The sequence below is a fragment of the Citricoccus sp. K5 genome (assembly GCF_902506195.1).
In the GTDB taxonomy this organism is placed as follows: Bacteria; Actinomycetota; Actinomycetes; order Actinomycetales; family Micrococcaceae; genus Citricoccus.
Genome location: NZ_LR732817.1, coordinates 748,932 through 775,679, shown reverse-complemented (window position 1 = coordinate 775,679; position 26,748 = coordinate 748,932). Strand labels below are relative to the sequence as shown.

Sequence of the window (26,748 nt, the reverse complement as noted above, 5' to 3'; positions counted from 1 at the left end):
AGCGGAACGCCGCTGGTGCTGTGGATGACATGCCCGGGTCATACCCGGTTCATGTCCTGTGGAGGAGCCTACCGCCGTTCGAAGATGTTTTCGAAGAGCTCGGGCCCGGCGTGTCCTCGGAGTTGTCCGGGATCAGCGCCGGACTCAGTCCTGGGCGCGGTCCCGCACCGGGAGGTCACGGCCGAGGCGTCGCCCCTCGGGGACGCCCTGGAGGTCGCAGACGTCGAGCCACACGCGCCGCGGGTCCACGCCGGCGTCGAGGGCCCGGTCTGCGGTCTCCAGGAGGGACGGCAGCACGAGGGTCGCGGCGATCACGCCGGCGTTGCCGGGGCCGAACTCGTCGTCCATCAACCGGCGGAACTCACTGTGCTTCATCTCTGGGCCCTTCCGTCCCCTCACGGCAACAGGACCGCAGCCCCGAGGGTCTGCGGTCCTGCGCTGCGGTCTTGGTCAGTGGCTGCCGGCGAGCTGGCCGAAGTCGTCCGGGACCTCGTCCGGGATACGGGCGCCGAACTCCTCGGGGGCGAAGCCGCTCTCGAGGTCCACGGGGACGGTGTCCGGGATGTGCACTCCCTCTTGGAGGGCGATCCGGTCCGAGACCTCGCGCAGCATCAGGGACATGGGGACGTTCAGGGCGCCGCAGATGGAGGACAGCAGCTCCGAGGAGGCTTCCTTCTGTCCGCGCTCGACCTCGGACAGGTAGCCGAGGGAGACCCGCGCATGGTGGGAGACCTCGCGGAGCGTGCGGCGCTGGCGCTGGCGGACGTCACGCAGGACGTCTCCGATTTCCTGGCGAAGGACTGGCACGGCGTGCTCCTTGGTCTCGAGGGAGTCGGTTGGGACGTTTTCCCCGGTCTCCAGCCAACGGGTGATGCCGTTGACGGTTACCGGATGCTTCATCATGTCTACTGTCTTCTCCTGAGTGGGTACTGGGAGTGGCCGATCAGGCCAACTGGTGGGTACAACGGCGACCAGGCCGGTTTTTGTTCCCGCCCCGGCCGCCCATCATCTGGATTCTCAGCCGATTCCCAGCTGAGTGCGCGGCGTGGTCCCAGCCTACCGACAACCCCGGACCCGGAGGCAAGCGTCCCGACGCATCGCCTGCCTTCCGTGACGCAAATGTCATGTCCACCCGGTCAGACGCGCCTGCATCAACTGCAGTCCCCGGCGGACGGTGTTCCACCGGATCGCCTCCCGGCCGCCCTCGAGGTGGAGCAGCACGGCCTCCGGCTCCGCATGACCGGGCATTCCGGCCAACCCCACGTAGACCGTGCCCACCGGCTTGCCCTGGTGCGCGTCCGGTCCGGCCACGCCGGTCGTGGAGATCCCGACGTCGGCCCCCGTCACGCGGCGGGCACCCTCGGCCATCTGCCGGGCCACCACGGCGTCCACGGCACCGGCGCGGACCAGCAGGCCCGGGTCCACGCCGAGCAGCCGCTCCTTGACGTGGTTCTGATAGGCCACCACGCCGCCCTGCAGCGTCCCGGAGGCCCCTGGCACCTCGGCCAGGGTGGCGGCCAGCAGTCCGGCGGTCAGTGACTCCGCGGTGGCGACCGTCAGGCCCCGGCGGATCAACAGCTGCACGACGGCGGCCGGCAGTCTCTCCGCATCGACCAGCTCGGCAGGTTCCATCGGCTCTTCCGGTTCCGCCCGGTCAATCACGGCTGGGCTGGCCGGCGAGGGAGTCCCGGCGGAGTCTCAGGCCCTTGACGACGTAGTCGACTCCGGTGACGAGGGTGACCACGAGGGCTGCGGCCATCAGGGTCCAACCGGCCCACAGCCACCAATCCCCCAGCACCGCGCCCAGGGGGGCCAGCAGCCACAGCAGGGCCGCGGCTTGGAGCACGGTCTTGAGCTTGCCGCCCCTGGAGGCCGGCATGACGCCGTACTTGAGCACCATCAGGCGCATCACCGTGATGCCCCACTCGCGGACGAGGATCAACACCGTCACCCACCACCAGAGTTCGCCCAGCAGGGAGAGGACGATGAAGGCGGAACCGGTCAGGAGCTTGTCCGCGATGGGATCGGCGATCTTGCCGAAGCTGGTGACCAGTCCCCGGGACCGGGCGATGTCGCCATCCAGCTTGTCGGTGTAGATGGCCACCGCGAACAGCGCGAAGGCCACCCAGCGCAGGACCATCGAGTCCTCGCCCGAAGGGCCTCCGGCCACGAGCATCCAGATGAAGAACGGGACCATGACGATCCTGACGGCCGTCAGGAGGTTGGGCAGGTTCCAGTTCTCACTCATGCGTGCAGTCTACGGATCTCACCGGCCGGTGAGGTGCCACGCGTCCTCGGAACCCTCGCCGTCCTCGCCACCGTCCTCGTCGTACCAGTCGTCCGCCGCGGGACGGGAGGCGAGATCGTCTGCCACCAGGTCACGTCCGTAGTCGGGAGCCTGGTACTCCGTTGACTCCGCCGGCAGGGAGCCGCGCACCAGTTCCTGGTCCGAGGGGGCCTGGCCGGAGCGCTGGGGCATCTCCGGGTACGCCGCGCCCGCCTGACCGGGACCGCCGGAGCCACCGGGACCGCCGGCGTCGTCCTCACGGGTGAGGCCCTCCGAGGCACCAGTGCCGTCGGGCTGGTCCGCGTGCACCACGTCCTCGGCATAGGCCTCCGGCGCGTCCTCGCTCGGGGCCGCGGCCGGCGGCCCGTCGCCGCGGATGGTGGCCAGCAGGCCGGCCAGGTCATCGGGCTTGACCAGCACGTCGCGGGCCTTGGAGCCCTCCGAGGGGCCGACGACCCCGCGGGACTCCATCAGGTCCATGAGCCGGCCGGCCTTCGCGAAGCCGACGCGCAGCTTGCGCTGCAGCATGGAGGTGGAGCCGAACTGCGTGGTGACCACCAGCTCGGTGGCCTGCAGCAGCAGGTCCATGTCATCGCCGATGTCCTCGTCGATGACCTTCTCGACCTTCTCCGGGACCACGTCCTGGCGGTACTGCGCGGTCATCTGGGTCTTGACGTGCTCCACGACCGCGTGGATCTCGGACTCGTTGACCCAGGCCCCCTGGACGCGCATCGGCTTGGACTTGCCCATCGGCAGGAACAGGGCGTCGCCCTGGCCGAGCAGCTTCTCGGCTCCGGGCTGGTCCAGGACCACGCGGGAGTCCGTGACGGATGAGGTGGCGAAGGCCATACGGGAGGGCACGTTGGCCTTGATGAGACCGGTGACCACGTCCACCGAGGGCCGCTGGGTGGCCAGCACCAGGTGGATGCCGGCGGCACGGGCGAGCTGCGTGATGCGGACGATCGCATCCTCGACGTCCCGCGGGGCGACCATCATCAGGTCCGCGAGCTCATCCACGATCACCAGCAGGTACGGGTAGGGCTTGAGCACGCGTTTGGAGTCCGGCGGGAGGTTGACCTTGCCGGCCCGGATCGCCTTGTTGAAGTCGTCCACGTGCTTGTAGCCGAAGGCCGCCAGGTCGTCATAGCGCGTGTCCATCTCCCGCACGACCCACTGCAGGGCCTCCGCGGCCTTCTTCGGGCTCGTGATGATCGGGGTGACCAGGTGCGGGACGCCCTCGTACGCGGTGAGCTCCACGCGCTTGGGGTCCACCATGACCATGCGGACCTCGTCCGGGGTGGAACGCATGAGGATCGAGGTGATCATCGAGTTCACGAAGGAGGATTTGCCGGCACCGGTGGCACCGGCCACGAGCATGTGCGGCATCTTGGCGAGGTTGGCCATGACGAAGCCACCCTCGACGTCCTTGCCCACGCCCATCACCATCGGGTGGTCGGTCTTGCGCGCGGCATTGGAACGGAGCACGTCACCCAGGGCGACGACCTCCTTGTCCGCGTTCGGGATCTCGATGCCGATCGCGGACTTGCCCGGGATCGGCGAGAGGATGCGCACGTCTGACGACGCCACGGCGTAGGAGATGTTCTTCGACAGCGCCGTGACCTTCTCCACCTTGGTGCCCGGCGCGAGCTCGATCTCGTAGCGGGTGACCGTGGGGCCGCGGGAGAATCCGGTGACCTCGGCATCGACCTTGAACTGGTCCAGCGTGGAGGTGAGGGCGGCCACCACGGCGTCATTGGCCTCGGTACGGTCCTTGTGCGGCGGCCCGGCCGGAAGCAGGGCCGAGTCCGGCAGGGTGTAGGTGATGTCCCCGCCCAGGTGCAGCTGCTCGGAGCGTGCCGGCATGGGCGGCAGTTCAGCCGGCCGGGCCACCGGGGTCGCCTTCACAGCCGCTGCCGGTGCTTCCGCCGGCATCGCCGGAGGCACGGTGCCGATCGGTTCGGTGGCCGGTCCGGCGGGGGCATCGGGCCCGACGCCGGCCGCTTCCCTGACCCGGGCGATGGCCAGTTCCCCGGCGGTCGGCCGCCGGACACCGGGCGGCACGGCCGGTCCTGAGGACTCGGCCTCGGCGGGCGTCGCCGCGGAGTCAGCGTCAGAGTGCTCGCCCGGGTGCCCGTCAGCATCGGCATCTCCGATCACGGCGGTCTCGTAGGCCTCCGTGGTGGTGACCGGATCACCGTTCTGGTCCAGGACCGCGGTCGGCTGTTCGTCGTCACGCCCGAAGAGCCGGGTGCCCTTGCGCTTCTTGCCCTGCTTGTTCTGCTTGTCCCGCTTGCCGGCCTGGTTCCGTTCGTGCTGCGTCAGGTAGGACTGGTCATGCGCGTCCTCTCCGTCCCGGTAGGCCCGGCTCTCGCGGGCACCGCGGGCGGTGCGGTCTGGGCGCTCGGTGGCCGCGCCGCCGTCGGGCTGGCCGGTGAGCCAGGCATAGGCATCCCGGGTGCGCTGCGGGATCTGACCCACCGGGGTGGCGGTGACGATCAGCAGCCCGAAGAGGACCAGGACGACCATCAGGGCCCACACGGGCCATGGCGTCAGCAGGGAGGCCAGCGGGGTGGTGGCGAGGTAGCCGACCAGGCCTCCTCCGGCCAGGAGGTTCTCGAAGGAATCGGCCACGGCGGGCAGGCCCGCCACGAGGTGGGCGATCCCGGCGGCGCCGACCAGCATGACCAGCAGGCCGATCGAGATGCGGCCGTTGTCCCGGTGCTCCTGGGGCGTGCGGAAGTACCGGACCGCGATGATGAGCAGCACGGCCGGGAAGAGCAGGGCGGCCCAGCCGAGAGTGCCGGCGGCCACGTTGTGGACCACGGTGCCGTAGCCCGGGGTGCCGCGCAGGCCCCACCATTCCACCGAGCCGATGACGAAGGCGAGGGCCACGAGGAAGAACCCGGTGCCGTCGCGGCGGTCCTCGGGCTCGATCTTGGCGTCGCGGCCGACCTTGCGCACGCCGGCGCCGATCGGCGTGGCCAGGGCCATCCAGAACCCGCGCGCCGCGCGCACGAACAGGTTGCCCGCCGGCTGCGGGGCGGGTTCGGGCGCGCTGCGGTTGCGCTGGGTGGAGCCGGACGGGCGCGCAGACGACTTCGCCGACTTCGGCTCCGCACCCTTGCGGGCGGTGGAGGTCGAGGACCGGCTGGACTGCGAACGCGTCGGGGAAGTACGGGTCGCCATGCTACGTAGGGTACCGGCGTCCCCCTAGGCTGTCCGTGACCAACACAGGGGTTCCGGCGACGGTTCCGGCGCCTCAGGCCTCCAGGACCACCGGCACGATCATCGGCCGGCGGCGCAGCTTGCGGTTGACCCACGTGCCGATGACGCGGCGGACCACCTGCTGGAGCTGATGTGTGGTGTGGTCCGCGTTGGACTGCACGGCCTCCTCGAGGGCGCGGGCGATCTTGAGCTTGACCTCGTCGAACACCGAATCGTCCTCCGCCACGCCGCGGGCGTGGATGTCCGGGCCGGAGACGATGGTGCCGGTCTGGCGGTTGACCACGGAGATGATCGAGATGAACCCCTCCTCGCCGAGCACCTGGCGGTCCTTGAGGTCGGCGTCGGTGATCTCGCCGATCGAGGAACCGTCCACGTAGACGAATCCGCACTCCACCTGTCCGGACACGCGCGCCACGCCGTCCGTCAGGTCCACCACTGAACCGTCCTCGGTGAGCAGGACGTTCTCCTTCGGCACCCCGGTCGACTCGGCGATCTTGCCGTTGGCGATCAGGTGGCGGGTCTCCCCGTGGACGGGCATCACGTGGGTGGGCTTGACGATGTTGTAGCAGTAGAGCAGCTCGCCCTGGGACGCGTGCCCGGAGACGTGGACCTGGGCCATGCCCTTGTGGACCACCTCCGCGCCGAGCTTCATCAGGCCGTTGACCACCCGGAACACCGAGGTCTCGTTGCCCGGGATCAGGGACGAGGCCAGGATGACGAGGTCGCCGGCATTGAGCTGGATCCGGTGGTCCCCGTTGGCCATCCGGGACAGCGCGGCCATGGGCTCGCCCTGGGAGCCCGTGCACATCAGCACCACCCGGTCATCCGGCAGTTGGTCCACCTGCTTGAGGTCCACCAGGATGCCCTCTGGCACCTTGAGGTAGCCGAGCTTGGCGGCGATGCCCATGTTGCGGACCATGGACCGTCCCACGAAGCAGACCTTGCGGCCGTGCTGGTGGGCGGCGTCCAGGACCTGCTGGATGCGGTGCACATGGGAGGCGAACGAGGCCACGATGACGCGCTGGCTGGCCCGTGCCATCAGGCCCTCCAGGACGGAGCCGATCTCCTTCTCCGTGGTGGTGAACCCGGGAACCTCGGCATTGGTGGAGTCGGTGAGGAACAGGTCCACGCCGTCCTCCCCCAGCCGGGCGAAGGCCCGCAGGTCAGTGATGCGGCCGTCCAGCGGCAACTGGTCCATCTTGAAGTCGCCCGTGTGCAGGATGGTGCCGGCCTGCGTCTTGATGGCCACCGCCAGGGCGTCCGGGATGGAGTGGTTGACGGCCACGAACTCACATTCGAAGGGGCCGAGGTGCTCGGTGTCCCCCTCCGTGACGGTGAGGGTGAGCGGACGGATCCGGTGCTCCTCGAGCTTGGCCTCGATCAGGGCCAGGGTCAGCGTGGAGCCGATCAGGGGGATGTCCGCCTTCAGCCGCAACAGGTACGGCACGGCGCCGATGTGGTCCTCGTGGCCGTGGGTCAGCACCACCCCGACCACGTCATCGAGGCGATCCTCGATATAGCTGAAGTCCGGCAGGATCAGGTCCACGCCGGGCTGGTGCTCCTCGGGGAAGAGCACGCCGCAGTCGACGATGAGGATCTTGCCGTCCAGCTCGAAGACGGTCATGTTGCGGCCCACCTCGCCGAGGCCGCCGAGCGGGACGATGCGGCAGGTGCCCGGCTTCAGCGCGGGTGGAGTGGACAGGCGGGAGCCTGGTGCCATGGGGTTCGGTCCCTTCTAGAAGGTGAGTCCGGCCTCCGCGAGGTCGGCACGGATGGTGGTCTTCTCGTCCTCGGTGGCCTCCACGAGCGGGAGGCGGACCACGGAGTTCGGCAGGATGCCCTGCCAGTTCAGGATCGTCTTGGCGGAGACCGCGCCCTGGATGTGGGTCATCACCGCCCGCTGGTAAGGATCCAGCTCAAAGTGCAGTGCCTGGGCCGCCGCCAGGTCGCCGGCGAGCATGGCGTCCACCATCCGGCGGTACAGCCGCGTGGCCACGTGGGCGGTCACGGAGACCACGCCCACGGCGCCCAGGGTCATGAGCGGCATGGTCAGGGAGTCCTCGCCCGAGTAGATGTCCAGGTCCGTGTTCGCCGCCACGAGAGTGGTGGACTGGAAGTCGCCCTTGGCGTCTTTGAGGGCGGCGATGTTCGGGTGCTGGGACAGCGCGATGATGGTGTCCGGGTTGATCGGCATGACCGAGCGCCCGGGGATGTCATAGAGCATGACCGGAAGGTCGGTGGCGGAGGCGATGGTCTCGAAGTGGGCCCGGATTCCGGCCTGGTTGGGCTTGTTGTAATACGGCGTGACCAGCAGCAGGCCGTCGACGCCGGTCTTGGCGGCCAGCTGGGACAGGTGCACTGAGTGACCCGTGTCATTCATGCCGGTCCCGGCGATGACCTTGGCGCGGCCCCCCACGGCCTCCACCACGGCCTCGAACATGGCCACGTTCTCCTCGTCCAGCAGGGTCGAGGTCTCCCCGGTGGTGCCGGTGATGACCAGCCCGTCGGCACCCTCGTCCACCAGGTGGTTCGCCAGTTTCTGGGCCGAATCCAGGTCCAGGCCGCCGTCGGCCGTGAAGGGGGTGACCATGGCGGGGACAACGGTGCCGAAGGTGTTCGCGGAGCGCGCGGCAGGGGTCTCGATCATGGCTTCCAGCCTACCTGCGAGAATGGCATCCGGCAGGCAGCCGGAGGGCGAGAGTCTGGGCTGACACGACGACCGAACCACAGACGAACCAAGATCGAACCGAGATCGAACCAAGTAAGCACCAGGAACGGATCGGGAACAAGGAGCGGCCCATGGCGGCAACCACGGCAGTGCAGCGTCGCATCCCCGGTGTGGACGCGGCCCGGGGCCTGGCCCTGCTGGGTATGATCGCCACCCATCTGCTCGGACTGGTGTCCGCGGACGGGACGGAACCGACCGTCGTCGGGCTGGTGTTCGCCGGGAAGTCCTCGGCCCTGTTCGCCACACTGGCCGGCGTCGGGCTGGCCCTGCTCAGTGGCGGCGCGGGCCGGACCGGCGCACCCCACCGCGGCCCCCTCCTGGGCTGGGACCGCCGCCGGGTGGCGGTACGCGCGCTGCTGCTGTTCGTCCTCGGCCTCGCCTGCGGTTCCCTGGACATGAACGTCGCCGTCATCCTGGCCCAGTACGCACTGCTGTTCCTGGTCGCGGTGCCTTTCCTGCACCTGGGGGCCCGCGCCCTCGCCGCCTGGGCGATCGGCTGGGTGCTGCTCTCCCCCGTGCTCGCGAGCCTGCTGTCCGCGGCGATGCAGTCGGCGGTGGGGTCCACGGCCTATGTGGACGGCTGGCGGCTGTGGTCCAACCCGACCCTCATCGACCTGGTCTCCCAGCCCGGGCTGCTGGCCTGGGACCTGCTGTTCACGGGCTACTATCCCGTGCTGCAGTGGTTCGGCTACGTGCTCTTCGGCCTGTTCCTCGGCCGGCTGCGGCTGGACCGGATGCGGGTGGCGGCCGTCCTGGCCGCCGGGGGCGCCGCCCTGGCCGCGCTGGCCTTCCTCCTCTCGCGCGGTCTGCAGCAGTGGCCCGAGGTGGCCTCGGCCCTGGCGACCGGGACCGGGGCCGGCACGCGTGCCCTCGGGGCCGAGCTTCTGACCGGCGCGAGCCTGTCCACGGAGTCGGTGCAGCACCTTCCGGTGTGGTTCACGCTCGCCACACCCCACTCCGGGGCGCCGCTGGACCTCCTGCTGACCTGCGGCACCTCCGCCCTGGTGCTCGGGGTCTGCCTGTTGTTGACCCAGATCGCCCGCGGGGTGCTCGTCTGGCCCCTGATGCCGCTGATCGGCGCCGGAGCCCTGCCCCTCACGCTGTACGTGGGGCACCTGGTGGCGTTGGACGTCTTCGAGACGGCGACGGCCGACTGGCCCCGTCTCGGCCTGCTCCTGGCCTACTGGGTGGGTTGCCTCGTCGCCGGGACCCTGTGGCGCGGATTCGGCTGGAGGGGCCCGCTGGAGTGGCTCGTCGCGACCGTCTCCGGCACGTTGGCCGGGCCGAGGCCCTGACGCACCGCGCCACTGACGCCCCTGGCGCCCCTGGATTCACCGCGCACGGTGCAGGGGGCCGCCCACCTGGGTCAGAGGCAGGTTCGTCCCGGACCTGCGGGCCGAGATGATCTCGGCCATCATGGACACCGCGGTCTCCTGTGGGGTTCCCGCCCCGAGGTCCAGGCCCAAGGGCGCATGCAACCGCGCCAGTTCCTGCTCGCTCAGCCCCAGGTCCCGCAGTCGCTCCTCACGTTCCCGGCTGGTGCGCCGCGATCCCATGGCCCCGACGAAGGCGGCCGGCGAGCGCAGGGCCCTCGCCACCAGCGGGTCGTCGAACTTCGGGTCATGTGTCAGCGCGCAGAGGACGGTGCGGTGATCGACGTGAAGCTCGTCCAGGTACTCGTGGGGCCACCGCACGACGATCTCATCCGCCTCGGGGAACCGCTCCCGGGTGGCGAACGCCGCCCGGGCGTCGCAGACGGTCACCCGGTAGCCCACGTCCGCGGCCAACCGGGCCAGGGACGCGGCGAACGCGTTCGAGCCGAAGACCACGAGGTGCGCCGGCGCCGTGAAGCTGCGGACCGCGTAGTCGGAGGGCGGACCGCCGTCGGGGCTTGGGACTTTCACGACGCCGGAGCGAGACTCCCTCAGCAGGGCGGCGGCCTCGTGGAGGCCCCGGTCAGGCTTCGTTGCGGAGTCAGCCGCGGTCACGAGACCGCGCCACCCGGCGTCCGGTCCCGGCAACGCCGTGACGGTGGCGACCGGTTCACCGGAGCGCAGCGCCTCGGCCAGGGCGCGGAAGAAGTCCAGGTCCGCCGGGGCGACGCGTTCGAGGAAGACCCGGAGCGAGCCGCCACAGGTCAGCCCGATGTCGAGCGCCGCACCGTCGCTGTAGCCGTAGTCACGGACCAGCGCCCGGCCCGTGGTCGCCACCTCCTGAGCGTGCGCGTAGACGTCTGCCTCGATGCATCCCCCGGACAGGCTGCCGATGACCGTGCCGTCGTCCAGGACGGCCATCTGCGTCCCCACCGGTCTCGGCGCACTCGAGGAGGTGGAGACCACGGTGGCCAGCACGAAGCCGGCGTCACCGTCGAGGACCGGGGCCATCCGCTGCCACAGGTCGTCACGCTCGGACATCGGCCTCCATTCCCCGGCTGAGCCCGTCGAGGTCCTGCGGGATGTCCACGTCGCGGCCCGTGGCCAGCTGCCCCACGTCCACGACGTCCACCACCTCCGGGTGGCCACGCAGCCAGACCCGTCCGGCCGCGTCCCCCGCTGCCAGGGCGGCCGCCTCCCGGGCCCAGTGCCGGGGGAAGACCAAGGGGTGACTGCGGACCAGCCGGCCCTGCGCATCCGAGTACCCGGCGGCCGTCACCCGAGGGCCGAGGTCCCGGGCGGTGGTGGAGGCGGTGGCAGCGGCCAGCAGACGGCGCACCACGGCCTCGCCGACGTCGGGCTGGTCCACCAGGGCCACCGCGATCAAGCCGCACGAGGGGCCGGAGGAGGCGAGCAGCCGATCTGCGGCCTCGATCCCGAGCCGGAAGGACGAGCCCATCCCCGACTCCCAGTCCGCGTTCACCACGGTACGCACGCGCTGGCCCTCGGGGGTCCCCGTCAGCGCTCCGTCCAGGACCGTCCGTACCTCCTCGTCCGAGGCGCCGAGAACCACCACCACCGCGTCACAGCCGCCTCGCAGCAGGGCACGCGCCATCCGGACCACCTGGGGCGTACCGTCCACGCACAGCAGGGCCTTGGGCCCCCGGCCCAGGCGGCGGCCCGCACCGGCGGCCAGCAGCACACCCACCACCGGTGCACCGCCCCGGTACGGCCCTGCCGGCACTCGCACTTGCGGGCCACTCACCGCGACGGGCCCGGGGCTCACCGGAGGACGCGTGGGGCTCACAGGAACTTGTCGGCGGTCGCGGGCAGGTCTCGGACCCGGATCCCGGTGGCGTGGTAGGTGGCATTGACAACGGCGGCGGAGGTACCGACGATGCCGATCTCCCCAATCCCCCGGGACCCCATGGGGGTCGCCTGCTCGTCGACGTCGTCGAGCCACTCGACCTGCAGGTCGCCGATGTCCGCGTGCGCGGCGACGTGGTAGGTAGCCAGGTCTTGGGTGACGACGTGGCCGAAGCGGGGATCGCGCACCGATTCCTCGAACAACGCGGCCGAGAGCCCCATGACGAGTCCGCCGAGGAACTGCGAGCGCGCCGTGGTCGGGTTGATCACCCGGCCCACCGAGTAGACGCCGAGCATCCTCGGTATCCGCACCTCACCGGTCCAGCGGTGCACCCGTGCCTCGACGAACACGGCGCCGAAGGAGTGCATGGCCAGGTGCTCCACGTCGGGGTAGGACTCGGCGGTCGCGGTGGTCTCCACCCCGCGGTCCGGGTCCTCGCCGTGGTCCGCGCGGAATTGCTGCGCCGCCTGGGTGATGGCGGTGCCCCAGGAACCCGTGCCGGACGACCCGCCGGCCACGGTGGCGAACGGCAGGTCCGTGTCACCGATCGCCAGGTCGACGTCGGCCACCCCGACGCCCAGGGCATCGGCGGCGATCTGCAGCAGGGCGGTCCGGGCCCCGGTGCCGATGTCGACCGCTCCGATGGAGACGGCATAGCGCCCCCCGCCGAGGGCCGCGATGTGGGCGGCGTTGCCCGGGAAGAAGTGGGCGGGATAGGTCGAGGACGCGACGCCCGTGCCCACCCACCAGTCGCCGTCGAGGGTGGCACGCGGCTCGGCGGGGCGGTCGGCCCACCCGAAGAGCTCGGCGCCACGGTGCAGGCACTCCACCAGCCGCCGGTTGCCGAACGGGTTGCCGGTCTCGGGATCGACCTCGGGCTCGTTGCGCTCGCGCACCTCGAGGGGATCGACGCCGGACGCCACCGCCAACTCGTCCATGGCCACTTCGAGGGCGTACATGCCGGGCATCTCCCCCGGTGCCCGCATCCAGGACGGGACAGCGACGTCGAGTGCGGCCACCCGGTGGCTGGTCCGCCGGTGCCGACCGGCATACATCATCCGTGCCGGGACGGCGGCCTGCTCGACGAATTCCTTGATGGCGGAGCTCTGGACCTCGACCGCGTGGTCGAGGGCGACGATGCGACCGTCCGGCTCGGCGCCCAGGCGGAGGCGGGAGATCGTCTGGGTGCGGTACCCGGTGAGGGCGAACATCTGCTGGCGGGTCACAGCCAGTTTGACCGGCCGTCCCTCAGCCCAGCGTGCGGCGAGGACGACGGCCATCTCCGGACTGTGGGGCAGCCCCTTGCTGCCGAACCCGCCGCCGACGTAGGGCGCCTGTACGCGCACCCGGTCCACGTCGATGCCGAGCATCGGGGCCAGGGTCGAGGCAACGCTGTGGACGCCCTGGGTGGAGTCCCACATCGTCAGCGTGTCCTCGTGCCACAGGGCCGTGGCCGCATGGGGCTCCATCGCGTTGTTGTGCTCGTGCGGGGTGGTGTAGGTCTGTTCGATCCGCACCGGCGCTGCCGCCAGCGCCGCCTCGACGTCACCCTCGTCGGTGTCAGACGGAAAGCCCGCGTTGACCGTCTCGGGCCGGTAGGTCTCCGCACCCTCCAGGACCACCGACGCCGGCTCGTCCTCCTGGTGGATTTGCACCAGACGGGCGGCCTCGCGGGCGGCCTCAGGGGTCTCAGCCAGCACCAGGGCCACGATCTGGCCGCGGAACCCGATCCGATCGTCCTGCAGCACGGCCAGTTCGCGGTTGTCCGTGGTGGCCAGTCTCGGTGCGGTGGTGTGGTCCAGCACCGCCACCACGCCGGGATGCTCCAGGGCCTGGCTCGCGTCCACGCGCAGCACCCGCCCCTTGGCGGTGGTCGAGGTCACCAGCCAGCAGTGCAATGGAGACCCGCCGGACGCGGCTGTTGCCTCGGCGTCGTATTCCACGGCGTAGGCAGCGCGGCCGGTGACCTTCTCCCGGGCGTCGACCCGCTCCATCGCGGTGCCCATGGCCACGGCCCGTACGGGGTTCGCGGTCATCGTCCCCCCTCCTTCTCCGATGTTCCGTCGGGCTTCCCGTCCAGACCGCCGAGGAGACGGGAGAGTGCCTCCGTGGTGGCGCCCCGCAGCAGCGGGCGCTTGTACTCGGTGTCCGGGCCGAAGGCCGCCGCCCGCAGTTCCTCCTCCACGGCCGCGGCGATCGCGGACTCGTCCGGCCGGCGTCCCCGTAGCTCTGCCTCGGCCCGGGTGGCGCGCCACGGTTTGTGGGCGACCCCGCCCCAGGCGAGCGCGATGTCCGCGACCACGCCGTCGTCGTCGAGGGTCACGGCGGCGGCGACCGAGACGAGGGCGAAGGCGAAGGAGGCCCGGTCCCGGGTCTTGACGTAGGTCGAGCGCCGGGCCAACGGCGTGGCCGGGACTTCGACCGCGGTGATCAGCTCACCGTGGGACAAGGTGGTCTCGATCTCGGGGTGGTGCCCGGGCAGAGTGTGCAGGTCCGCCATGGGGACCTGCCGCTCGCCATCGGGCCCCAGGACCACGACGACGGCGTCCAGGGCGGTCAGGGCGACGGCGAGGTCTGAGGGGTGGGTGGCCACGCAGGCCTCACTGGCACCGAGCACGGCGTTGTACCGGCCGTACCCCTCGAGGGCCGAACAGCCACTGCCCGGCTCCCGTTTGTTGCACGGGGTGGTGATGTCCTGGAAGTACACGCACCGGGTGCGCTGCAGCAGATTGCCGCCGGTGGTGGCCTGGTTGCGGATCTGGCCGCTGGCCCCGGCCAGCAGGGCCCGGCTGATGCCGGGCCAGCCGCTGCGCAGGAGCGGGTGGGCGGCCAGGTCGCTGTTGCGCACGTTGGTGCCGATCCGCACCCCCGCCTCGGTCTGCTCGACGGTGTCCAGCGGAAGCCGGCTGATGTCCACCAGCCGTCCGGGCGTGCTGACCCCGAGTTTGAGGTGGTCCACCAGGTTCGTCCCGCCGCCCAGGAACCGCGCCTGGGGATCCCCGCTGACGGCGCTGACCGCTTCTGCGGCGGTGGCGGGGGCTGCATAGGTCAGTGGTCTCATCGGCCCGCCGACTCCCGGATCGCGCTGAGAATGCCGGCGTAGGCGCCGCAGCGGCACAGATTGCCGCTCATGCGCTCGCGGATCTCCTCGTCGGTGAGCTCCACGTCCGCCTCGAGGTCGGCGGTCACGTGGCTGGGAGCTCCCCGGCCGGCCTCCTCGAGCATCCCGACGGCGGAGCACACCTGACCCGGCGTGCAGTAGCCACATTGGAAGCCGTCGTGCGTGATGAACGCCTGCTGGACCGGGTGGAGGTCCCCCTCGTCTGCCGGTCCGGCCAGTCCCGCCGCCGTCACGATCTCGGCGCCGTCATAGGCCACGGCCAGGGCCAGGCAGGTCAGGTGCCGGCGCCCGTCCAGCAGGACCGTGCAGGAGCCGCACTGTCCGTGGTCGCAGCCCTTCTTGGGCGAGGTGTTGCCGGCGCGTTCGCGCAGGGCGTCCAGCAGGGTGGTTCGGGTGTCAACGGTCAGTTCGTGGTCGGTGCCATCGATCCGGAGGGTGATGCCCTGCTCCGGGACGTGCTGTGAGGTGTGTGGTGACCCGGTGTGCGGCGAGTCGTGGTCCGGATGGTGTGCTGCGACGTGTTCCAAAGGCCCTCCCTGGCCGGCAGTGTGCGGTCCTGCTGCGCACACAGTACCGAGGCGGCGGCTCGCCTGGCCACACCCGCGGCCCGGTGAGAACGGCCCGATCAGAGCCGGGCCCTCAGCTCCCTGACCGGGCGGAGTACAACGCCATCGCGTCCCGCATGGCCTTCCGGGCCCGGGAACGGTCCCCGGAGGCGTCGTAGCCGAGGGAGAGCCGGTACCAGGAGCGCCAGTCCCGCGGGGCGACCTCGGCCTCCGCACGGAAGGTCTCGAACTGGACGTCCGCGGCCGCGCGGTCGATGCGTCCCGCGGCCGAGCGGGGCAGGTTGTCCTCGGGCAGTCCGCCCTCGGCCTCCAGGGTGCGGCCCATCTTCTCCATCGTGAGTCCGAAGCGCAACTCGCGCCACAGCGTCCACACACCCACGGCGACCACGCAGAGCACGGCCACGCCGAGGATCTTGGCGATGGGCTGGGGTGCCTGCAGGAAGCCCACGGCGGACACGACCGCCACCACGGCGAACAGCAGCATGAGGGCGGCGATCGCCACCACTCCGATCTTGGTTCTCATCGTCTCCGGTCCAGCTCAGTCGAGGTCCAGGTAGGCGTCCAGGCCGTAGGCCAGGCCGGGCCGGGATGCCACGGTCCGCAGCCCCAGCAGGACACCGGGCATGTACGCCCCGCGGTCGAAGGCGTCGTGACGGACGACCAGCTGCTCCCCCGGCCCGCCCATCAGGACCTCCTGGTGGGCCTCCAGCCCGCGCAGTCGCACGGCGTGCACGCGGATCCCGTCCACCAGGGCCCCGCGGGCGCCGTGCGGATCATGGGCGGTCGCGTCCGGGGAGGTTCCGACGCCGGCCGCCTGGCGGGCGTCCGCGATCAGTCCCGCGGTCCGCACCGCCGTGCCGGAAGGCGCATCGACCTTGTCCGGGTGGTGCATCTCGATGATCTCCACCGAGGGGAAGTGACGGGCGGCCTTTGCGGCGAAGGCGCTGGCCAGGACGGAGCCGACCGAGAAGTTCGGGGCGATCAGCACGCCCACCTCCGGATGCGCCGCCAGCTGCCCCGCGAGCGTCTCCCGGCGCTCGGCGGACCAGCCGGAGGTCCCGACGACGGCGTGCAGGCCGTGCTCGACGGCGAAGGCCACGTTGTCCGGCGAGACCTGCGGGACGGTGAGGTCCAGCACGTGGCTCGCGCCGGCATCGAGGGCGGCCGAGACGGGATCCCGGGAGCCGAGTTCGGCCACCAGCTCCAGATCCGGGGCTCCGCCCACGGCCGCCACGGCGTAGCGGCCCATCTTGCCGGTGGCTCCGAGGATGGCGACCCGGATCGGCTCGGCGCTGAGTTCGGGGCGGGATACGGTGCGGGATTCGGTCTCGGGCGCAGTCATGACCTCCAGTTTAGGTGCCTCCGGAGGCCCTCGGCGCCGACGGCCCCGCGCGGGCCGTCGGCAGGTGTCTGCTAGTCCAGGTCTCGGACGGACTCCACCGGCGCCCGCCCGGTGTGCGTGCGGGATGAGCCGACCACGTTGCCGGACTTCCAGTCCGCCCAGCCTGGCCGGTCCACCATGAAGGCCTCGATCTCGGCGGTGCTGGCCACCAGCTTCGGATCATGCTTGAGGTAGTGCCGGGTCTCGCGGGCGACCAAGCCGGAGAGGACCAGCAGTCCGATGAGGTTCGGCAGGGCCATCAGGCCGTTCATGATGTCGGAGAAACTCCAGACAATGGACAGCGGCACGGTGCAGCCCACGAACACCACGAGGGAGAACACGACTCGGTAGGGCATCACGAGCCGCTGACCGAAGAGGCGTTCCACGTTGCGCTCACCGTAGTAGGACCATCCGAGGATGGTGGAGAAGGCGAACATGATCAGGCCGATGGTGACGATCCAGTGACCCCATTCGCCGGGCAGGCCGTGGGAGAAGGCCTCGCCGGTCATCAGCGCCGCGGAGATCTGCTCACCGGTGGCCTCGTCGATCACGTTCCACGCCCCGGTCGTGATGATCACCAGGCCGGTGCAGGTCACCACGATCAGCGTATCGATGAACGTCTGCGTCATGGACACCAGGCCCTGACGGACCGGGTGGGACGTCTGGGCCGCTGCCGCCGCGATCGCCGCCGAGCCCATCCCGGATTCATTGGAGAACATACCGCGGGCCACGCCGTACTGGATGGCGATGATGAGGATCGAGCCGGTGAAGCCCCCGACCGCGGCCGTGCCGGTGAAGGCATCGGTGAAGATGAGCGCGAAGGCGGCCGGGATGTCCACGAGGTTGACGATCAGGATGTAGAGCGAGGCGGCCACGTAGAAGACGATCATGACGGGAACGAATCCGGCGGTGACCTTGCCGATGGACTTGATTCCGCCCACCAGCACCAGCAGCGTCATGACGGTCAGGATGATGCCGGTGATCCATGGGGCCACGTTCCAGGAGCCTTCGACGTTGGCCGCGATGGAGTTGCTCTGGGTCATGTTGCCGATGCCGAAGGAGGCGAGGAAGGCGAAGACCGCGAAGGTGAGTGCCAGGATCTTGCCGACGGGACCCTTGATGGCCTTCTGCAGGTAGTACTGCGGGCCGCCGGACTTGTCACCGGCCTCGTCGGTGGTGCGGAACCGGACGGCCAGGTACGCCTCGGAGTACTTCGAGGCCATGCCCAGCAGTCCCGTGACCCACATCCAGAACAGGGCACCCGGTCCGCCGATACCGATCGCGGTGGCCACACCCACGATGTTCCCGGTGCCGACCGTGGCGGCCAGGGCGGTGGTCAGGGCCTGGAACTGGGAGATGTCTCCCTCGGTGTCCGCATCCCGCCGACGGATGATCCCCAGGTTCAGGGCGGGAAAGAGCTTGTGGAACTGCAGGAAGCCCAGACGGATGGTCAGGTAGAGGCCGGTGCCCAACAGCAGGGGGATGAGGAAGAACGGACCCCAGACGAACGAGCCGATGTTGTCCAGCACTGTTTGCAGTTGATCCATGACGGTGAACCGGTCTTTCTGTCCGTGGTGCGGTACCCGACCCCTCGGGCGACGGATCGGCCTGTGAGAGGTCGATGCCGTCCAGAATGTTGCACACGCCACGCCGAGTCAAGCGACTCCCCGTGGAAGGCGCGGATGGAAACGTCCTGGAAACGCTCAGCTGCCGGAGAGCCCGTCCGCCGACACGTCCGGGCCGACCATGATCGTGGCCCGCGGGGAGGCCGCCAGTCTCTGGGCCACCGCCTGCACCTGCGCGGCCGTGACGGCGCGCAGCCGGTCCAGGGCCCCGTCCAGGTCAACGAACTCCCCCGTGACCAGTTCGGCCCGGCCCAGGCGGGACATCCGGGACCCGGTGTCCTCCAGCCCGAGCACGGTGCCGCCGGAGAGCTGGCCGCGGGCGCGTTCCAGTTCCTCGTCGGTGATGCCGTGCTCGGCCAGGCGCTCCAGTTCCGAGACCATGAGCTCGGCCACGGAGTCGGCCTTCTGCGGGGAGCAGCCGGCGTAGAGACCGAAGTAGCCGACGTCCGAATAGGCGGCAGAGAAGGAGTAGGTGTTGTAGGCCAGGCCGCGCTTCTCCCGGATCTCCTGGAACAGGCGCGAACTCATGCCCCCTCCCAGGGTGGAGTTCATCAGGGCCAGCGCGAACCGGTCGGGATCCAGGGAGTGGACTGAGCGCCCGCCGACCAGGATCGAGGACTGCTCCACCGGCCGGGAGATCCGGTGCAAACCCTCGGAGATCCCCGCTCCCGTGTACACATGGCTGCGCCGCGGGGCGGGGGAAGCGCCGTCCGGCAGGTTCCAGCCCGAGCGTTCCAACGCCTCGACCACGAGCCGGCACACCTCGTCATGGTCCAGGCCGCCGGCAGCGGTCACCACCAATTCGTCCGGGCGGTACCACTGGCGGTAGTGCTCCAGCACGCGCTCACGTGTCACGGCGTTGATGGTCTCGGCGGTGCCGCCGATGGGACGGCCCAGCTCATGACCGTCCAGCAGGGCCGCTGCCAGGGCCTCGTGCGCGGTGTCGATGGGATCGTCGGCATCCATGGCCAGTTCCTCGAGGATCACCCCGCGCTCCGTCTCGAGCTCGGTCGCATCGATCAGGGCGGAGGTGACCATGTCCGTGATGACGTCGATGGCCATCGGCAGGTCGGTGTCCAGCACCCTGGCGTGATAGCACGTGGACTCCTTGGCCGTGGAGGCGTTGGACTCCCCGCCGACGCGATCGAACGCGGTGGCGATGTCCATGGCCGACCGGGTGGGGGTGCCCTTGAAGAGCAGGTGCTCCAGGAAATGCGTCGAGCCGAATCCGCCCTCCGCCTCGTCCCGTGATCCCACGGCGATCCAGAAGCCGATGGTGACCGAGCGCTGGTCCGGCATCGCCTCCGTCAGCACCCGGACTCCTCCGGGCAACACGGAACGCCGGACCACGGAGCCATGGCCGGCGTCCTGGATGGTTCCGGTGAAATCAGCGGGAATCGGCAGCGTAGGACTCATGCCTCCGAAACTACCAGCGCCGCCGCGGCTGGCCTCACCGGGACGTTAACCACCCGCGGCCCGCACCGAAGTGCGGGCCACGGGCCGGTGGAGCTGACGGGTCAGCTCCTTCAGGCGATCAGCGGGAGATCAGTTCTCCTCGGACTTGTCAGACTCATCGGCGTCCGACACGGCATCCGACTCGTTGTTCTCGGACTCGCCGCCCTCGACCACGGGGGCCAGGGACAGCTTGCCGCGGTCGTCGATCTTGGTGATCTCGACCTGGATCTTCTGGCCGACCTCGACGACGTCCTCCACGTCCTCGACGCGCTTGCCCTCGTTGATCTTGCGCAGCTCGGAGATGTGCAGCAGGCCGTCCTTGCCCGGGGTGAGGGACACGAACGCACCGAAGGTGGTCAGCTTCACCACGGTGCCGAGGTAGCGCTCGCCGACCTCGGGGACCTGCGGGTTGGCGATGGCGTTGACCGCGGAACGGGCGGCCTCGGCTGCCGAACCCTCGGTGGCTCCGATCAGCACGGTGCCGTCGTCCTCGATGGAGATGTCCGCACCCGTGTCGTCCTGGATCTGGTTGATCATGGCGCCCTTGGGGCCGATGACCGCACCGATCTTGTCCACCGGGATCTTGACCGCGATGATGCGCGGTGCGTACTGGCTCATCTCGTCCGGGGCATCGATCGCGGCGTTCAGGACACCCAGGATGTGCAGGCGGGCCTCACGGGCCTGGGTCAGCGCGGCGGCCAGCACGGAGGCCGGGATGCCGTCGAGCTTGGTGTCCAGCTGGATCGCGGTGACGAACTCGGAGGTGCCGGCCACCTTGAAGTCCATGTCGCCGAAGGCATCCTCGGCGCCGAGGATGTCCGTCAGGGCGGCGTAGCGGGTCTGACCGTCCACGGTGTCCGAGACCAGGCCCATCGCGATGCCGGCCACGGCGGCCTTCAGGGGCACACCGGCGTTCAGCATCGACAGGGTGGAGGCGCAGACGGAGCCCATGGAGGTGGACCCGTTGGAGCCCAGCGCCTCGGAGACCTGGCGGATCGCGTAGGGGAACTCCTCGCGGGACGGCAGCACCGGGACCATGGCGCGCTCGGCGAGGGCACCGTGGCCGATCTCGCGCCGCTTCGGCGAGCCCACGCGGCCGGTCTCGCCGACGGAGTACGGCGGGAAGTTGTAGTGGTGCAGGTAACGCTTGCGTGTCTCCGGGGCCAGCGAGTCGATCTGCTGTTCCATCTTCAGCATGTTCAGCGTGGTGACACCCATGATCTGGGTCTCGCCGCGCTCGAAGATGGCCGAACCGTGCACGCGCGGCAGGACCTCCACCTCGGCGGTCAGCTTGCGGATGTCCGTGAGGCCACGGCCGTCGATGCGGACCTGGTTGGTCAGGATCTGCTGGCGCACGGCCTTCTTGGTCACCGCGCCGTAGGCCTTGGCAATCTCGCCGCGGCGCTGCTCGAACTGGGTGCCCTCGCCCGCCAGGGCCTCGACGACCTCGGCGCGGTAGGCGTCATCCGTGTTCTGGCGCTCCAGCTTGTCGGCAATCGAGTAGATCTCCTGCAGGCGGGCGGCGGCGAACTGCTCCACGGCCTCGTAGGCATCGTCCTCGTAGTCCTTGAAGACCGGGATCTCGACAGGGGCCTTCGCGGCGCGCTGGGCCAGATCGGCCTGGGCGTCGCAGAGAGCCTTGATGAACGGCTTGGCAGCCTCGAGGCCCTCGGCCACGATCTCCTCGGTCGGAGCAGTGGCGCCCTGTTCCTTGATCAGGTTCCAGGAGTCCGGGGTGGCCTCGGCCTCGACCATCATCACGGCGATGTCGTCCCCGGCCACACGGCCGGCCACGGCCATGTTGAACACGGCGTCCTTGAGCTGGGAGTGCTTCGGGAAGGCGACCCACTGGCGGCTGCCGGTGCCGTCGTCGATCAGGGCCACGCGCACGCCGCCGATCGGGCCGGAGAACGGCAGGCCGGAGAGCTGGGTGGACATCGAGGCGGCGTTGATGGCCACCGTGTCGTAGACCTCGTCCGGGGCGATCGAGGTGACGGTCACGACGACCTGGACCTCGTTGCGGATGCCCTTGGTGAACGCGGGACGCAGCGGGCGGTCGATCAGGCGGCAGGTGAGGACGGCGTCCGTGGACGGGCGGCCCTCGCGGCGGAAGAACGAACCGGGGATGCGGCCGGCGGCGTACATGCGCTCCTCGACGTCCACGGTCAGCGGGAAGAAGTCGAAGCCTTCACGCGGGGACTTGCCGACGGTCGTGGCCGACAGCATCGAGGTCTCCTCGTCGATGTAGACCATGGCCGCGCCGGCGGCCTGCTGGGCCAGACGGCCGGTTTCGAAGCGCACGACGCGCTGGCCGTAGGTGCCGTTGTCGATGACGGCTTCGGCGAACTTGATTTCGGGACCCTCCATGGGTGGGTGTCCTTTCTTCACGGCCCGCCGCGTCACCACCCGGTCTTCGATCGAAGCCTCCGGACGCTCGGACACGATGGTCGTGAGGTTCCGGAAGCCACTGTCGAGGACCGCGAATGGATGGACGTGACGGGCTTGATGGGGGTGCTGACTGGTATGCAGCAGGGACGGTCACATCGGGTGACCCTCCCGGACCAGACTAAAGGCGGCGGCCCGAAGGGGGAAACCCCATACGCGGGACGCCGCCTGAAGTCAGGATGTCACTTACGCAGGCCGAGGCGCCCGATCAGCGAGCGGTAGCGCTCGATGTCGGTGCGCTCGAGGTATCCGAGCATACGACGACGGCGACCGACCAGGGCCATCAGGCCGCGGCGGGTGTGGTGGTCGTGCTTGTGAGACTTCAGGTGTTCCGTCAGGTCCAAGATGCGACGGGACAGCACAGCAACCTGTACTTCCGGGGAACCGGTGTCGCCCTCGTGGGTGGCGTATTCCTTCATGATGTCCTGCTTGACGGCGGGGTCGAGTGCCACGCGAACTCCTTATGAGTTGTGCCGCGATCAGAAATGGTGGATCCCGCCACCGCGGACTGCAGCGGGCACCAACACACCAGTCTAGCAGTCCGGGTGCCCTCAGTCCCGTCGCGTGCGCAGCGCGAGCGTCAGGTACGGCAGCTCGATCGTCTCATCCGTAGCGAATCCCAGGTGTTCGTGCAGGTACCACTCGAGGTTGGCGGTCATCCGCGCGTGGATGTGCTCGCCCGAGCGGAGCCAATACGAACGGGACGCCATCAGCGCATGGAGGCCGGCCGGCGTCGTGCGGTCCGTCCAGCGCACCTCGTGGTGCTCCTCAGCTCCGAAGGGAGCGCGCGTGCGCCGCGATGGCCGGCCGGAGCCGGCCGCATGGACATCCCCGGCGTGCATGATCCGGGTGAGCCGGTGGACCCAGGGCACGGAGGTGTCCAGTTGGTTCCACACCAGGGCCAGCGTCCCGCCGGGGCGCAGCAGCCGCGCGGCCTCCGCCGAGCCGGCGTCCGGGTCGATCCAGTGCCACGCCTGCGCGCTTGTGACCAGGTCGAATCCGCCGGAGTCCAGTCCGGTGTGTTCCGCGGCCGCCTGCACGACGGCGGCGGAGGGCACCGCGCGCCGCAGCGGTTCCAGCATGGAGGCTGAGGGGTCCACGGCGGTGACCTCGAGCCCCCGGTCCGCCAGCAGCCGGGTGAAGAGGCCGGTGCCGGCGCCGAGGTCCACGGCGGTGCGGGCACCGGCCGGGACCAGGAAGTCGACGGTCTGCTCCGGGTAGGAGGGCCGCACCGCGTGGTAGTGCTCTCCCCCGGTGACGAACGCGGCCCCGAGGCTCTGGCGGGAGGCGCTGTCGAGGCGGGGGTCCCCACCAGGCCGGTTCGGGACGGGACCTGTCACCGGACTGTCCCTGTGCTCACACCGCACGGTCACGGACGTGGGTCCGCCGGCACCGCGGCGAGGACCTCACGCGTGCGGTCGACGTCCTGGGTCATCTGCTCGACGAGTTTGGGGATGCCCTCGAACGCGACCATGCCGCGCAGCCGCTCCACGAACTCGATCGTGACGAACTGGCCGTACAGGTCGAAGTCCTCGACCTGCTCCTGCGGCCGGTCGATGACATGGGCCTCGACCACCCGGGACACCCCCTCGAAGGTCGGGTTGGAGCCGATCGAGATGGCGACGGGCCATCGCCGGTGCGCCTCGTCGAAGAGCCAGCCGGCGTAGACGCCGTCGGCCGGGATCATGCCCTGGACCTCGTCGGAGAGGTTGGCGGTGGGGAACCCCAGCTCGCGGCCCCGGGCGAAGCCGTGGACGACCTCGCCATGCACGCGGTGGTTGCGGCCCAGCACGCCGGCGGCCTCGCGGACCTCGCCCTCGCGCAGCGATTCGCGGATCCAGGTGGAGGAGCAGCGGCGGTCCTCGCCGAAGTCGGCGACGTCGATGACCTCGAAGCCGTACGTCCGGCCGAGTTCCACCATGGTGCCGAAGTCACCGGAGTTGCGGTAGCCGAAGCGGACGTCCCGGCCCACCACCACCGCCGTGGCGTTGACGGCGTCCACGATCACGTTCTTGACGAACTCCTCGGGGCTCTGCTGGGCGAACTCGAGGGTGTAGTGAATGACCAGCATCGCGTCGATGCCGGCCTGCTCGATCAGCCGCGCCTTCTCCTCGTAGCCGGTGATGGCCTCCTGGAGGTCATTGGGCCGGTGCACCACCCGGGGGTGCGGGTCGAAGGTGATGGCCACGGACGTCGCCCCGGAACCGCGCGCGGCGGAGACGACCTGGTCGAGGACCTGGAGGTGACCACGGTGCACCCCGTCGAAGTTCCCGATGGTGACCACGGAGGGTGCGGGACTCTCCGGTACGGCGGCTAGGCCGTCCCAATAGTGCATGCAGTCCCTCCGCTCCGGCTCATCTCTCGATTATCCACCCCCTCAGGGGCGGCTTTCCACTTCGACGCGGGGTCGGTGTCCCAGCAGCCAGGCCAGGCCCAGGATCGGCAGGATCAGCGGGATGTACCCGTAACCGGCGCCGAAGCGGCTCCACACCGTGTCATCGGCGAACAGCTGCGGGTCCAGGAGCGTCCAGAGCCCGACCCCGACCACGCCCACCAGTTCGATGCCCACCGCCACGACCGAGACGTACCAGGCCGTGCGGCCGGAACGGGCCAGGGACAGCGTGGCCACGATGTAGACGGCGGCGGCGAAGGCGGAGAGCAGATAGGCCAGGGGCGCCTGCTCGAAGTGCGTGGCGATCTGGAAGATCGAACGCGCGAAGGAGGACAGGGCGAACACGGCGTAGACCATCACCAGGATGCGGCCGAGCCCCTGGTTCCGCCGGGGCCTGTTGTTCTCCTTGGTCTTATTGCCCTTGTTGTTCTTGTTGTTCTCGGCCTCAGCCAAACCAGATCACCTGCAGTCTGTAGAGCATCACGAAGATCGTCGGCCCCACGGCGGCCATCACCAGGTTGGACCAGCGGGTCTTGTCCGTGACGGCCCACACCACCGCGACCAGGGAGACAACCAGCGCCGTGAGGACGTAGCCCCAGAACTCCCAGAGTTCCCCCTGGAGGGGCTCGCCTCCGGTCTGGCGGAAGATCGCCCCCACGCCGTAGGTGATCAGGAAGAGCTCCACCGCGGCCACGGAGAGGATGGAGAAGTCGTCCGGGAAGGTGCGGATGAAGGTCATCACCACACAGATCACCAGAGAGAGGGCACACAACGCGGTGCCGGCCCAGAACCAGCCGTCGGTCGCCACCTCCGTCACGTCCGCCCGCCGTCCTGCGTCGAGGCTGCTGCCGGTGCTGTGGCGGGCGCGAAGACGATCTCGGGCTTGGCGGAGAGGACCTCCGGGCGGCCCTGGCGCTCCTGGTCGCAGATCAGGGCGACGACGGTGCCGTCCGGCGCCTGGGCGGCCACCATCCCCTCGGTGCCGGTGACCTCGATGCGCCGCCCGAAGGACAGCTCAGAGGCCTCCTCACCGGTCAGCCGGCGCACGGGGAACAGCCCGGCCGCGGCCACGGAGAGTTCGGTGGAGGTGAAGCGCACCGCCAGGTCCTCGAGGGTCACGGCATCGGCCACGGAGAAGGGCCCGACGGCGGTGCGCCGCAAGGCGGTCAGGTGGCCTCCGGTCTCCAGGGCCTCCCCCAGGTCCCGGGCCAGGGCACGGATGTAGGTCCCGGAGGTGCAGTCCACCTCGACGTCGAGGTCCACGGTGGTACCGTCCTCGGCGCGCCGGTAACCGGTGACCTCGAAGCGGCGGACCGTGACGGGCCGGGCATCGAGGCGCACGTCCTCGCCGGCCCGCACCCGGTGGTAGGCGCGCTGCCCGTCCACCTTGATGGCGGACACCGCCGAGGGGACCTGCTGGAGGTCGCCCGTGAGGTCGGCCACGGCAGCGTCCACCCGTTCCGGCGTGACCGCGTTCGCGAGCCGGGTCTGCAGCACGTCCCCCTCGGCGTCGTCCGTCACGGTGGAGACACCGAGCCGGATGGTCGCCAGGTAGGTCTTGTCCGTCCCCGTGATCGCCGTCAGCAGACGGGTGGCCTTGTTGAAGCCGACCACCAGCAGGCCGGTGGCCATCGGATCCAAGGTGCCGGCATGACCGACCTTGCGGGTGCCGGCCAGCCGGCGGACCTTCCCGACCACATCATGGGAGGTCCAACCGGCCGGCTTGTCCACGAGCACCAGGCCGGAGGCCTCGGTGCCGGGAGCGCCCTCGGGCAGCTCCCGGTCCCGGGACTGCCTGGAAGACCTGCTCAACGGGCCGCGTCCTCGTTCCCGCTGTCCTCGCCGTCCTTCTTGTACGGGTCGGGCTCACCGGCGAAGGAGGCGTTCTCCCGCAACCGGGCCAGCTCGGCGTCGCGCTCCCTGGCCTGGGCGAGCACCTCCTCGAGGTGCGCCGCGGTTTCCGGGACCTCATCGGCCACGAACTCCAGGGTCGGCACCAGCCGGATGGTCAGCTGGCGCCCGACCTCGTGCCGGATGACGCCTTGGTGGGCCTCGAGGACCTCCCGGGCGCCCTCGGCCGCCGTGGCATCACCGAGCACCGTGTAGTACACGGTGGCGTGCTGGAGGTCGTTGGTCACCCGCACCTCGGTGAGGGTGATGGCCTCAGCCCGATCATCCTTGACCCGCTTGCGCAGGGCCTCGGCGACCAGGACCTTGATCCGTTGGGCCAACCGGGCCGCACGTGCCTGATCCACCATGGGACCGTCCTTTCTCCTTGGGGGG

25 protein-coding genes are annotated in these 26,748 nt (G+C 70.1%); 1 reads left to right on the top strand and 24 read right to left on the bottom strand.

Translation table 11 applies throughout. The annotated features are described in order from the left end of the window. Positions 1–144: 144 nt before the first annotated feature. The 7 genes from BOSE125_RS03360 to dapA all read right to left on the bottom strand — a co-directional run bounded on the left by BOSE125_RS03360 (position 145) and on the right by dapA (position 8,159). Positions 145–375: a DUF3046 domain-containing protein gene (locus BOSE125_RS03360; protein ID WP_159549889.1), complete on the bottom strand. Its 231-nt coding sequence runs from the start codon at positions 373–375 to the stop codon at positions 145–147. Positions 376–450: 75 nt separating this feature from the next. Beyond that, the gene (locus tag BOSE125_RS03355; RefSeq protein ID WP_159549886.1) at positions 451–903 is read right to left on the bottom strand and encodes a helix-turn-helix domain-containing protein; all 453 of its coding nucleotides are present in this window, start codon (positions 901–903) and stop codon (positions 451–453) included. Positions 904–1,122: 219 nt separating this feature from the next. Beyond that, the gene (locus BOSE125_RS03350; RefSeq protein WP_159549883.1) at positions 1,123–1,632 is read right to left on the bottom strand and encodes a CinA family protein; all 510 of its coding nucleotides are present in this window, start codon (positions 1,630–1,632) and stop codon (positions 1,123–1,125) included. A 22-nt stretch (positions 1,633–1,654) separates the two neighbouring features. Then, positions 1,655–2,248, bottom strand: coding sequence for a CDP-diacylglycerol--glycerol-3-phosphate 3-phosphatidyltransferase (gene pgsA / locus BOSE125_RS03345; protein ID WP_159549880.1), 594 nt, complete (start codon positions 2,246–2,248; stop codon positions 1,655–1,657). Between the two features lie 18 nt (positions 2,249–2,266). Next, positions 2,267–5,473: a DNA translocase FtsK gene (locus tag BOSE125_RS03340; RefSeq protein ID WP_159549877.1), complete on the bottom strand. Its 3,207-nt coding sequence runs from the start codon at positions 5,471–5,473 to the stop codon at positions 2,267–2,269. A gap of 73 nt (positions 5,474–5,546) precedes the next feature. Further along, positions 5,547–7,232: a ribonuclease J gene (locus BOSE125_RS03335; RefSeq protein ID WP_159549874.1), complete on the bottom strand. Its 1,686-nt coding sequence runs from the start codon at positions 7,230–7,232 to the stop codon at positions 5,547–5,549. A 15-nt stretch (positions 7,233–7,247) separates the two neighbouring features. Then, positions 7,248–8,159, bottom strand: a complete 912-nt coding sequence (gene dapA / locus BOSE125_RS03330) for a 4-hydroxy-tetrahydrodipicolinate synthase (RefSeq protein WP_159549871.1) — start codon at positions 8,157–8,159, stop codon at positions 7,248–7,250. 152 nt (positions 8,160–8,311) lie between these two features. On the opposite strand from dapA, the gene BOSE125_RS03325 reads away from it, so the two are divergent. Further along, a complete protein-coding gene (locus tag BOSE125_RS03325; protein ID WP_159549868.1) occupies positions 8,312–9,535 on the top strand; it encodes a heparan-alpha-glucosaminide N-acetyltransferase domain-containing protein in 1,224 nt (407 codons plus the stop codon). Positions 9,536–9,571: 36 nt separating this feature from the next. On the opposite strand, the gene BOSE125_RS03320 is transcribed toward BOSE125_RS03325, so the two are convergent. The 17 genes from BOSE125_RS03320 to rbfA form a co-directional block, all read right to left on the bottom strand. Next, positions 9,572–10,654, bottom strand: coding sequence for an XdhC family protein (locus tag BOSE125_RS03320; RefSeq protein ID WP_159549865.1), 1,083 nt, complete (start codon positions 10,652–10,654; stop codon positions 9,572–9,574). Beyond that, positions 10,641–11,363, bottom strand: a complete 723-nt coding sequence (locus tag BOSE125_RS03315) for an NTP transferase domain-containing protein (RefSeq protein WP_236557794.1) — start codon at positions 11,361–11,363, stop codon at positions 10,641–10,643. The genes BOSE125_RS03320 and BOSE125_RS03315 overlap by 14 nt, the downstream gene beginning before the upstream one ends. A gap of 53 nt (positions 11,364–11,416) precedes the next feature. After that, positions 11,417–13,516 carry a xanthine dehydrogenase family protein molybdopterin-binding subunit gene (locus tag BOSE125_RS03310; protein WP_159549862.1) on the bottom strand — a complete coding sequence of 700 codons (2,100 nt, stop codon included), beginning with the start codon at positions 13,514–13,516 and terminating at the stop codon, positions 11,417–11,419. Further along, positions 13,513–14,541: a xanthine dehydrogenase family protein subunit M gene (locus BOSE125_RS03305; RefSeq protein WP_159549859.1), complete on the bottom strand. Its 1,029-nt coding sequence runs from the start codon at positions 14,539–14,541 to the stop codon at positions 13,513–13,515. The genes BOSE125_RS03310 and BOSE125_RS03305 overlap by 4 nt, the downstream gene beginning before the upstream one ends. Beyond that, on the bottom strand, positions 14,538–15,041 hold the full coding sequence (locus tag BOSE125_RS03300; RefSeq protein WP_159554638.1) for a 2Fe-2S iron-sulfur cluster-binding protein: 504 nt from the start codon (positions 15,039–15,041) through the stop codon (positions 14,538–14,540). The genes BOSE125_RS03305 and BOSE125_RS03300 overlap by 4 nt, the downstream gene beginning before the upstream one ends. Before the next feature lie 199 nt (positions 15,042–15,240). Beyond that, positions 15,241–15,690, bottom strand: a complete 450-nt coding sequence (locus BOSE125_RS03295) for a hypothetical protein (protein ID WP_159549856.1) — start codon at positions 15,688–15,690, stop codon at positions 15,241–15,243. 15 nt (positions 15,691–15,705) lie between these two features. Next, the gene (gene dapB / locus BOSE125_RS03290; RefSeq protein ID WP_159549853.1) at positions 15,706–16,509 is read right to left on the bottom strand and encodes a 4-hydroxy-tetrahydrodipicolinate reductase; all 804 of its coding nucleotides are present in this window, start codon (positions 16,507–16,509) and stop codon (positions 15,706–15,708) included. Between the two features lie 71 nt (positions 16,510–16,580). Next, positions 16,581–18,095, bottom strand: a complete 1,515-nt coding sequence (locus BOSE125_RS03285; protein WP_159549850.1) for a sodium:alanine symporter family protein — start codon at positions 18,093–18,095, stop codon at positions 16,581–16,583. A gap of 156 nt (positions 18,096–18,251) precedes the next feature. Then, complete coding sequence (locus BOSE125_RS03280; protein WP_159549847.1) at positions 18,252–19,589, bottom strand: pitrilysin family protein; 1,338 nt, start codon at positions 19,587–19,589, stop codon at positions 18,252–18,254. A 129-nt stretch (positions 19,590–19,718) separates the two neighbouring features. Next, on the bottom strand, positions 19,719–21,995 hold the full coding sequence (locus BOSE125_RS03275) for a polyribonucleotide nucleotidyltransferase (RefSeq protein ID WP_159549844.1): 2,277 nt from the start codon (positions 21,993–21,995) through the stop codon (positions 19,719–19,721). Positions 21,996–22,255: 260 nt separating this feature from the next. Beyond that, positions 22,256–22,525 (bottom strand): 30S ribosomal protein S15, encoded by a 270-nt coding sequence (rpsO, locus tag BOSE125_RS03270; protein ID WP_115930821.1) that lies wholly within the window; start codon positions 22,523–22,525, stop codon positions 22,256–22,258. A 99-nt stretch (positions 22,526–22,624) separates the two neighbouring features. Beyond that, positions 22,625–23,413 (bottom strand): class I SAM-dependent methyltransferase, encoded by a 789-nt coding sequence (locus tag BOSE125_RS03265; RefSeq protein WP_236557793.1) that lies wholly within the window; start codon positions 23,411–23,413, stop codon positions 22,625–22,627. Between the two features lie 29 nt (positions 23,414–23,442). Further along, positions 23,443–24,408: a bifunctional riboflavin kinase/FAD synthetase gene (locus BOSE125_RS03260; protein WP_159549838.1), complete on the bottom strand. Its 966-nt coding sequence runs from the start codon at positions 24,406–24,408 to the stop codon at positions 23,443–23,445. 42 nt (positions 24,409–24,450) lie between these two features. Next, positions 24,451–24,822: a hypothetical protein gene (locus BOSE125_RS03255; protein ID WP_115933136.1), complete on the bottom strand. Its 372-nt coding sequence runs from the start codon at positions 24,820–24,822 to the stop codon at positions 24,451–24,453. Positions 24,823–24,910: 88 nt separating this feature from the next. Continuing rightward, entirely contained in the window at positions 24,911–25,273 is a 363-nt protein-coding gene (locus BOSE125_RS03250) for a hypothetical protein (protein ID WP_159554636.1), read from the bottom strand. Positions 25,274–25,278: 5 nt separating this feature from the next. Further along, positions 25,279–26,241, bottom strand: coding sequence for a tRNA pseudouridine(55) synthase TruB (gene truB, locus BOSE125_RS03245; protein ID WP_201301256.1), 963 nt, complete (start codon positions 26,239–26,241; stop codon positions 25,279–25,281). 32 nt (positions 26,242–26,273) lie between these two features. Next, a complete protein-coding gene (gene rbfA, locus BOSE125_RS03240; RefSeq protein ID WP_159549835.1) occupies positions 26,274–26,723 on the bottom strand; it encodes a 30S ribosome-binding factor RbfA in 450 nt (149 codons plus the stop codon). Between the last annotated feature and the right edge of the window lie 25 nt (positions 26,724–26,748).

What these genes read in the sequence shown, in the direction of transcription:
- dapB (WP_159549853.1), bottom strand. Translation starts at nt 16,509, where the DNA reads ATGACTGCGCCCGAGACCGAATCCCGCACCGTATCCCGCCCCGAACTC.
- BOSE125_RS03255 (WP_115933136.1), bottom strand. Translation starts at nt 24,822, where the DNA reads ATGGTCTACGCCGTGTTCGCCCTGTCCTCCTTCGCGCGTTCGATCTTC.
- BOSE125_RS03320 (WP_159549865.1), bottom strand. Translation starts at nt 10,654, where the DNA reads ATGTCCGAGCGTGACGACCTGTGGCAGCGGATGGCCCCGGTCCTCGAC.
- BOSE125_RS03260 (WP_159549838.1), bottom strand. Translation starts at nt 24,408, where the DNA reads ATGCACTATTGGGACGGCCTAGCCGCCGTACCGGAGAGTCCCGCACCC.
- BOSE125_RS03280 (WP_159549847.1), bottom strand. Translation starts at nt 19,589, where the DNA reads ATGAGTCCTACGCTGCCGATTCCCGCTGATTTCACCGGAACCATCCAG.
- BOSE125_RS03355 (WP_159549886.1), bottom strand. Translation starts at nt 903, where the DNA reads ATGATGAAGCATCCGGTAACCGTCAACGGCATCACCCGTTGGCTGGAG.
- BOSE125_RS03275 (WP_159549844.1), bottom strand. Translation starts at nt 21,995, where the DNA reads ATGGAGGGTCCCGAAATCAAGTTCGCCGAAGCCGTCATCGACAACGGC.
- BOSE125_RS03285 (WP_159549850.1), bottom strand. Translation starts at nt 18,095, where the DNA reads ATGGATCAACTGCAAACAGTGCTGGACAACATCGGCTCGTTCGTCTGG.
- dapA (WP_159549871.1), bottom strand. Translation starts at nt 8,159, where the DNA reads ATGATCGAGACCCCTGCCGCGCGCTCCGCGAACACCTTCGGCACCGTT.
- BOSE125_RS03350 (WP_159549883.1), bottom strand. Translation starts at nt 1,632, where the DNA reads ATGGAACCTGCCGAGCTGGTCGATGCGGAGAGACTGCCGGCCGCCGTC.
- BOSE125_RS03295 (WP_159549856.1), bottom strand. Translation starts at nt 15,690, where the DNA reads ATGAGAACCAAGATCGGAGTGGTGGCGATCGCCGCCCTCATGCTGCTG.
- rbfA (WP_159549835.1), bottom strand. Translation starts at nt 26,723, where the DNA reads ATGGTGGATCAGGCACGTGCGGCCCGGTTGGCCCAACGGATCAAGGTC.
- BOSE125_RS03325 (WP_159549868.1), top strand. Translation starts at nt 8,312, where the DNA reads ATGGCGGCAACCACGGCAGTGCAGCGTCGCATCCCCGGTGTGGACGCG.
- BOSE125_RS03310 (WP_159549862.1), bottom strand. Translation starts at nt 13,516, where the DNA reads ATGACCGCGAACCCCGTACGGGCCGTGGCCATGGGCACCGCGATGGAG.
- BOSE125_RS03340 (WP_159549877.1), bottom strand. Translation starts at nt 5,473, where the DNA reads ATGGCGACCCGTACTTCCCCGACGCGTTCGCAGTCCAGCCGGTCCTCG.
- pgsA (WP_159549880.1), bottom strand. Translation starts at nt 2,248, where the DNA reads ATGAGTGAGAACTGGAACCTGCCCAACCTCCTGACGGCCGTCAGGATC.
- BOSE125_RS03335 (WP_159549874.1), bottom strand. Translation starts at nt 7,232, where the DNA reads ATGGCACCAGGCTCCCGCCTGTCCACTCCACCCGCGCTGAAGCCGGGC.
- BOSE125_RS03360 (WP_159549889.1), bottom strand. Translation starts at nt 375, where the DNA reads ATGAAGCACAGTGAGTTCCGCCGGTTGATGGACGACGAGTTCGGCCCC.
- BOSE125_RS03305 (WP_159549859.1), bottom strand. Translation starts at nt 14,541, where the DNA reads ATGAGACCACTGACCTATGCAGCCCCCGCCACCGCCGCAGAAGCGGTC.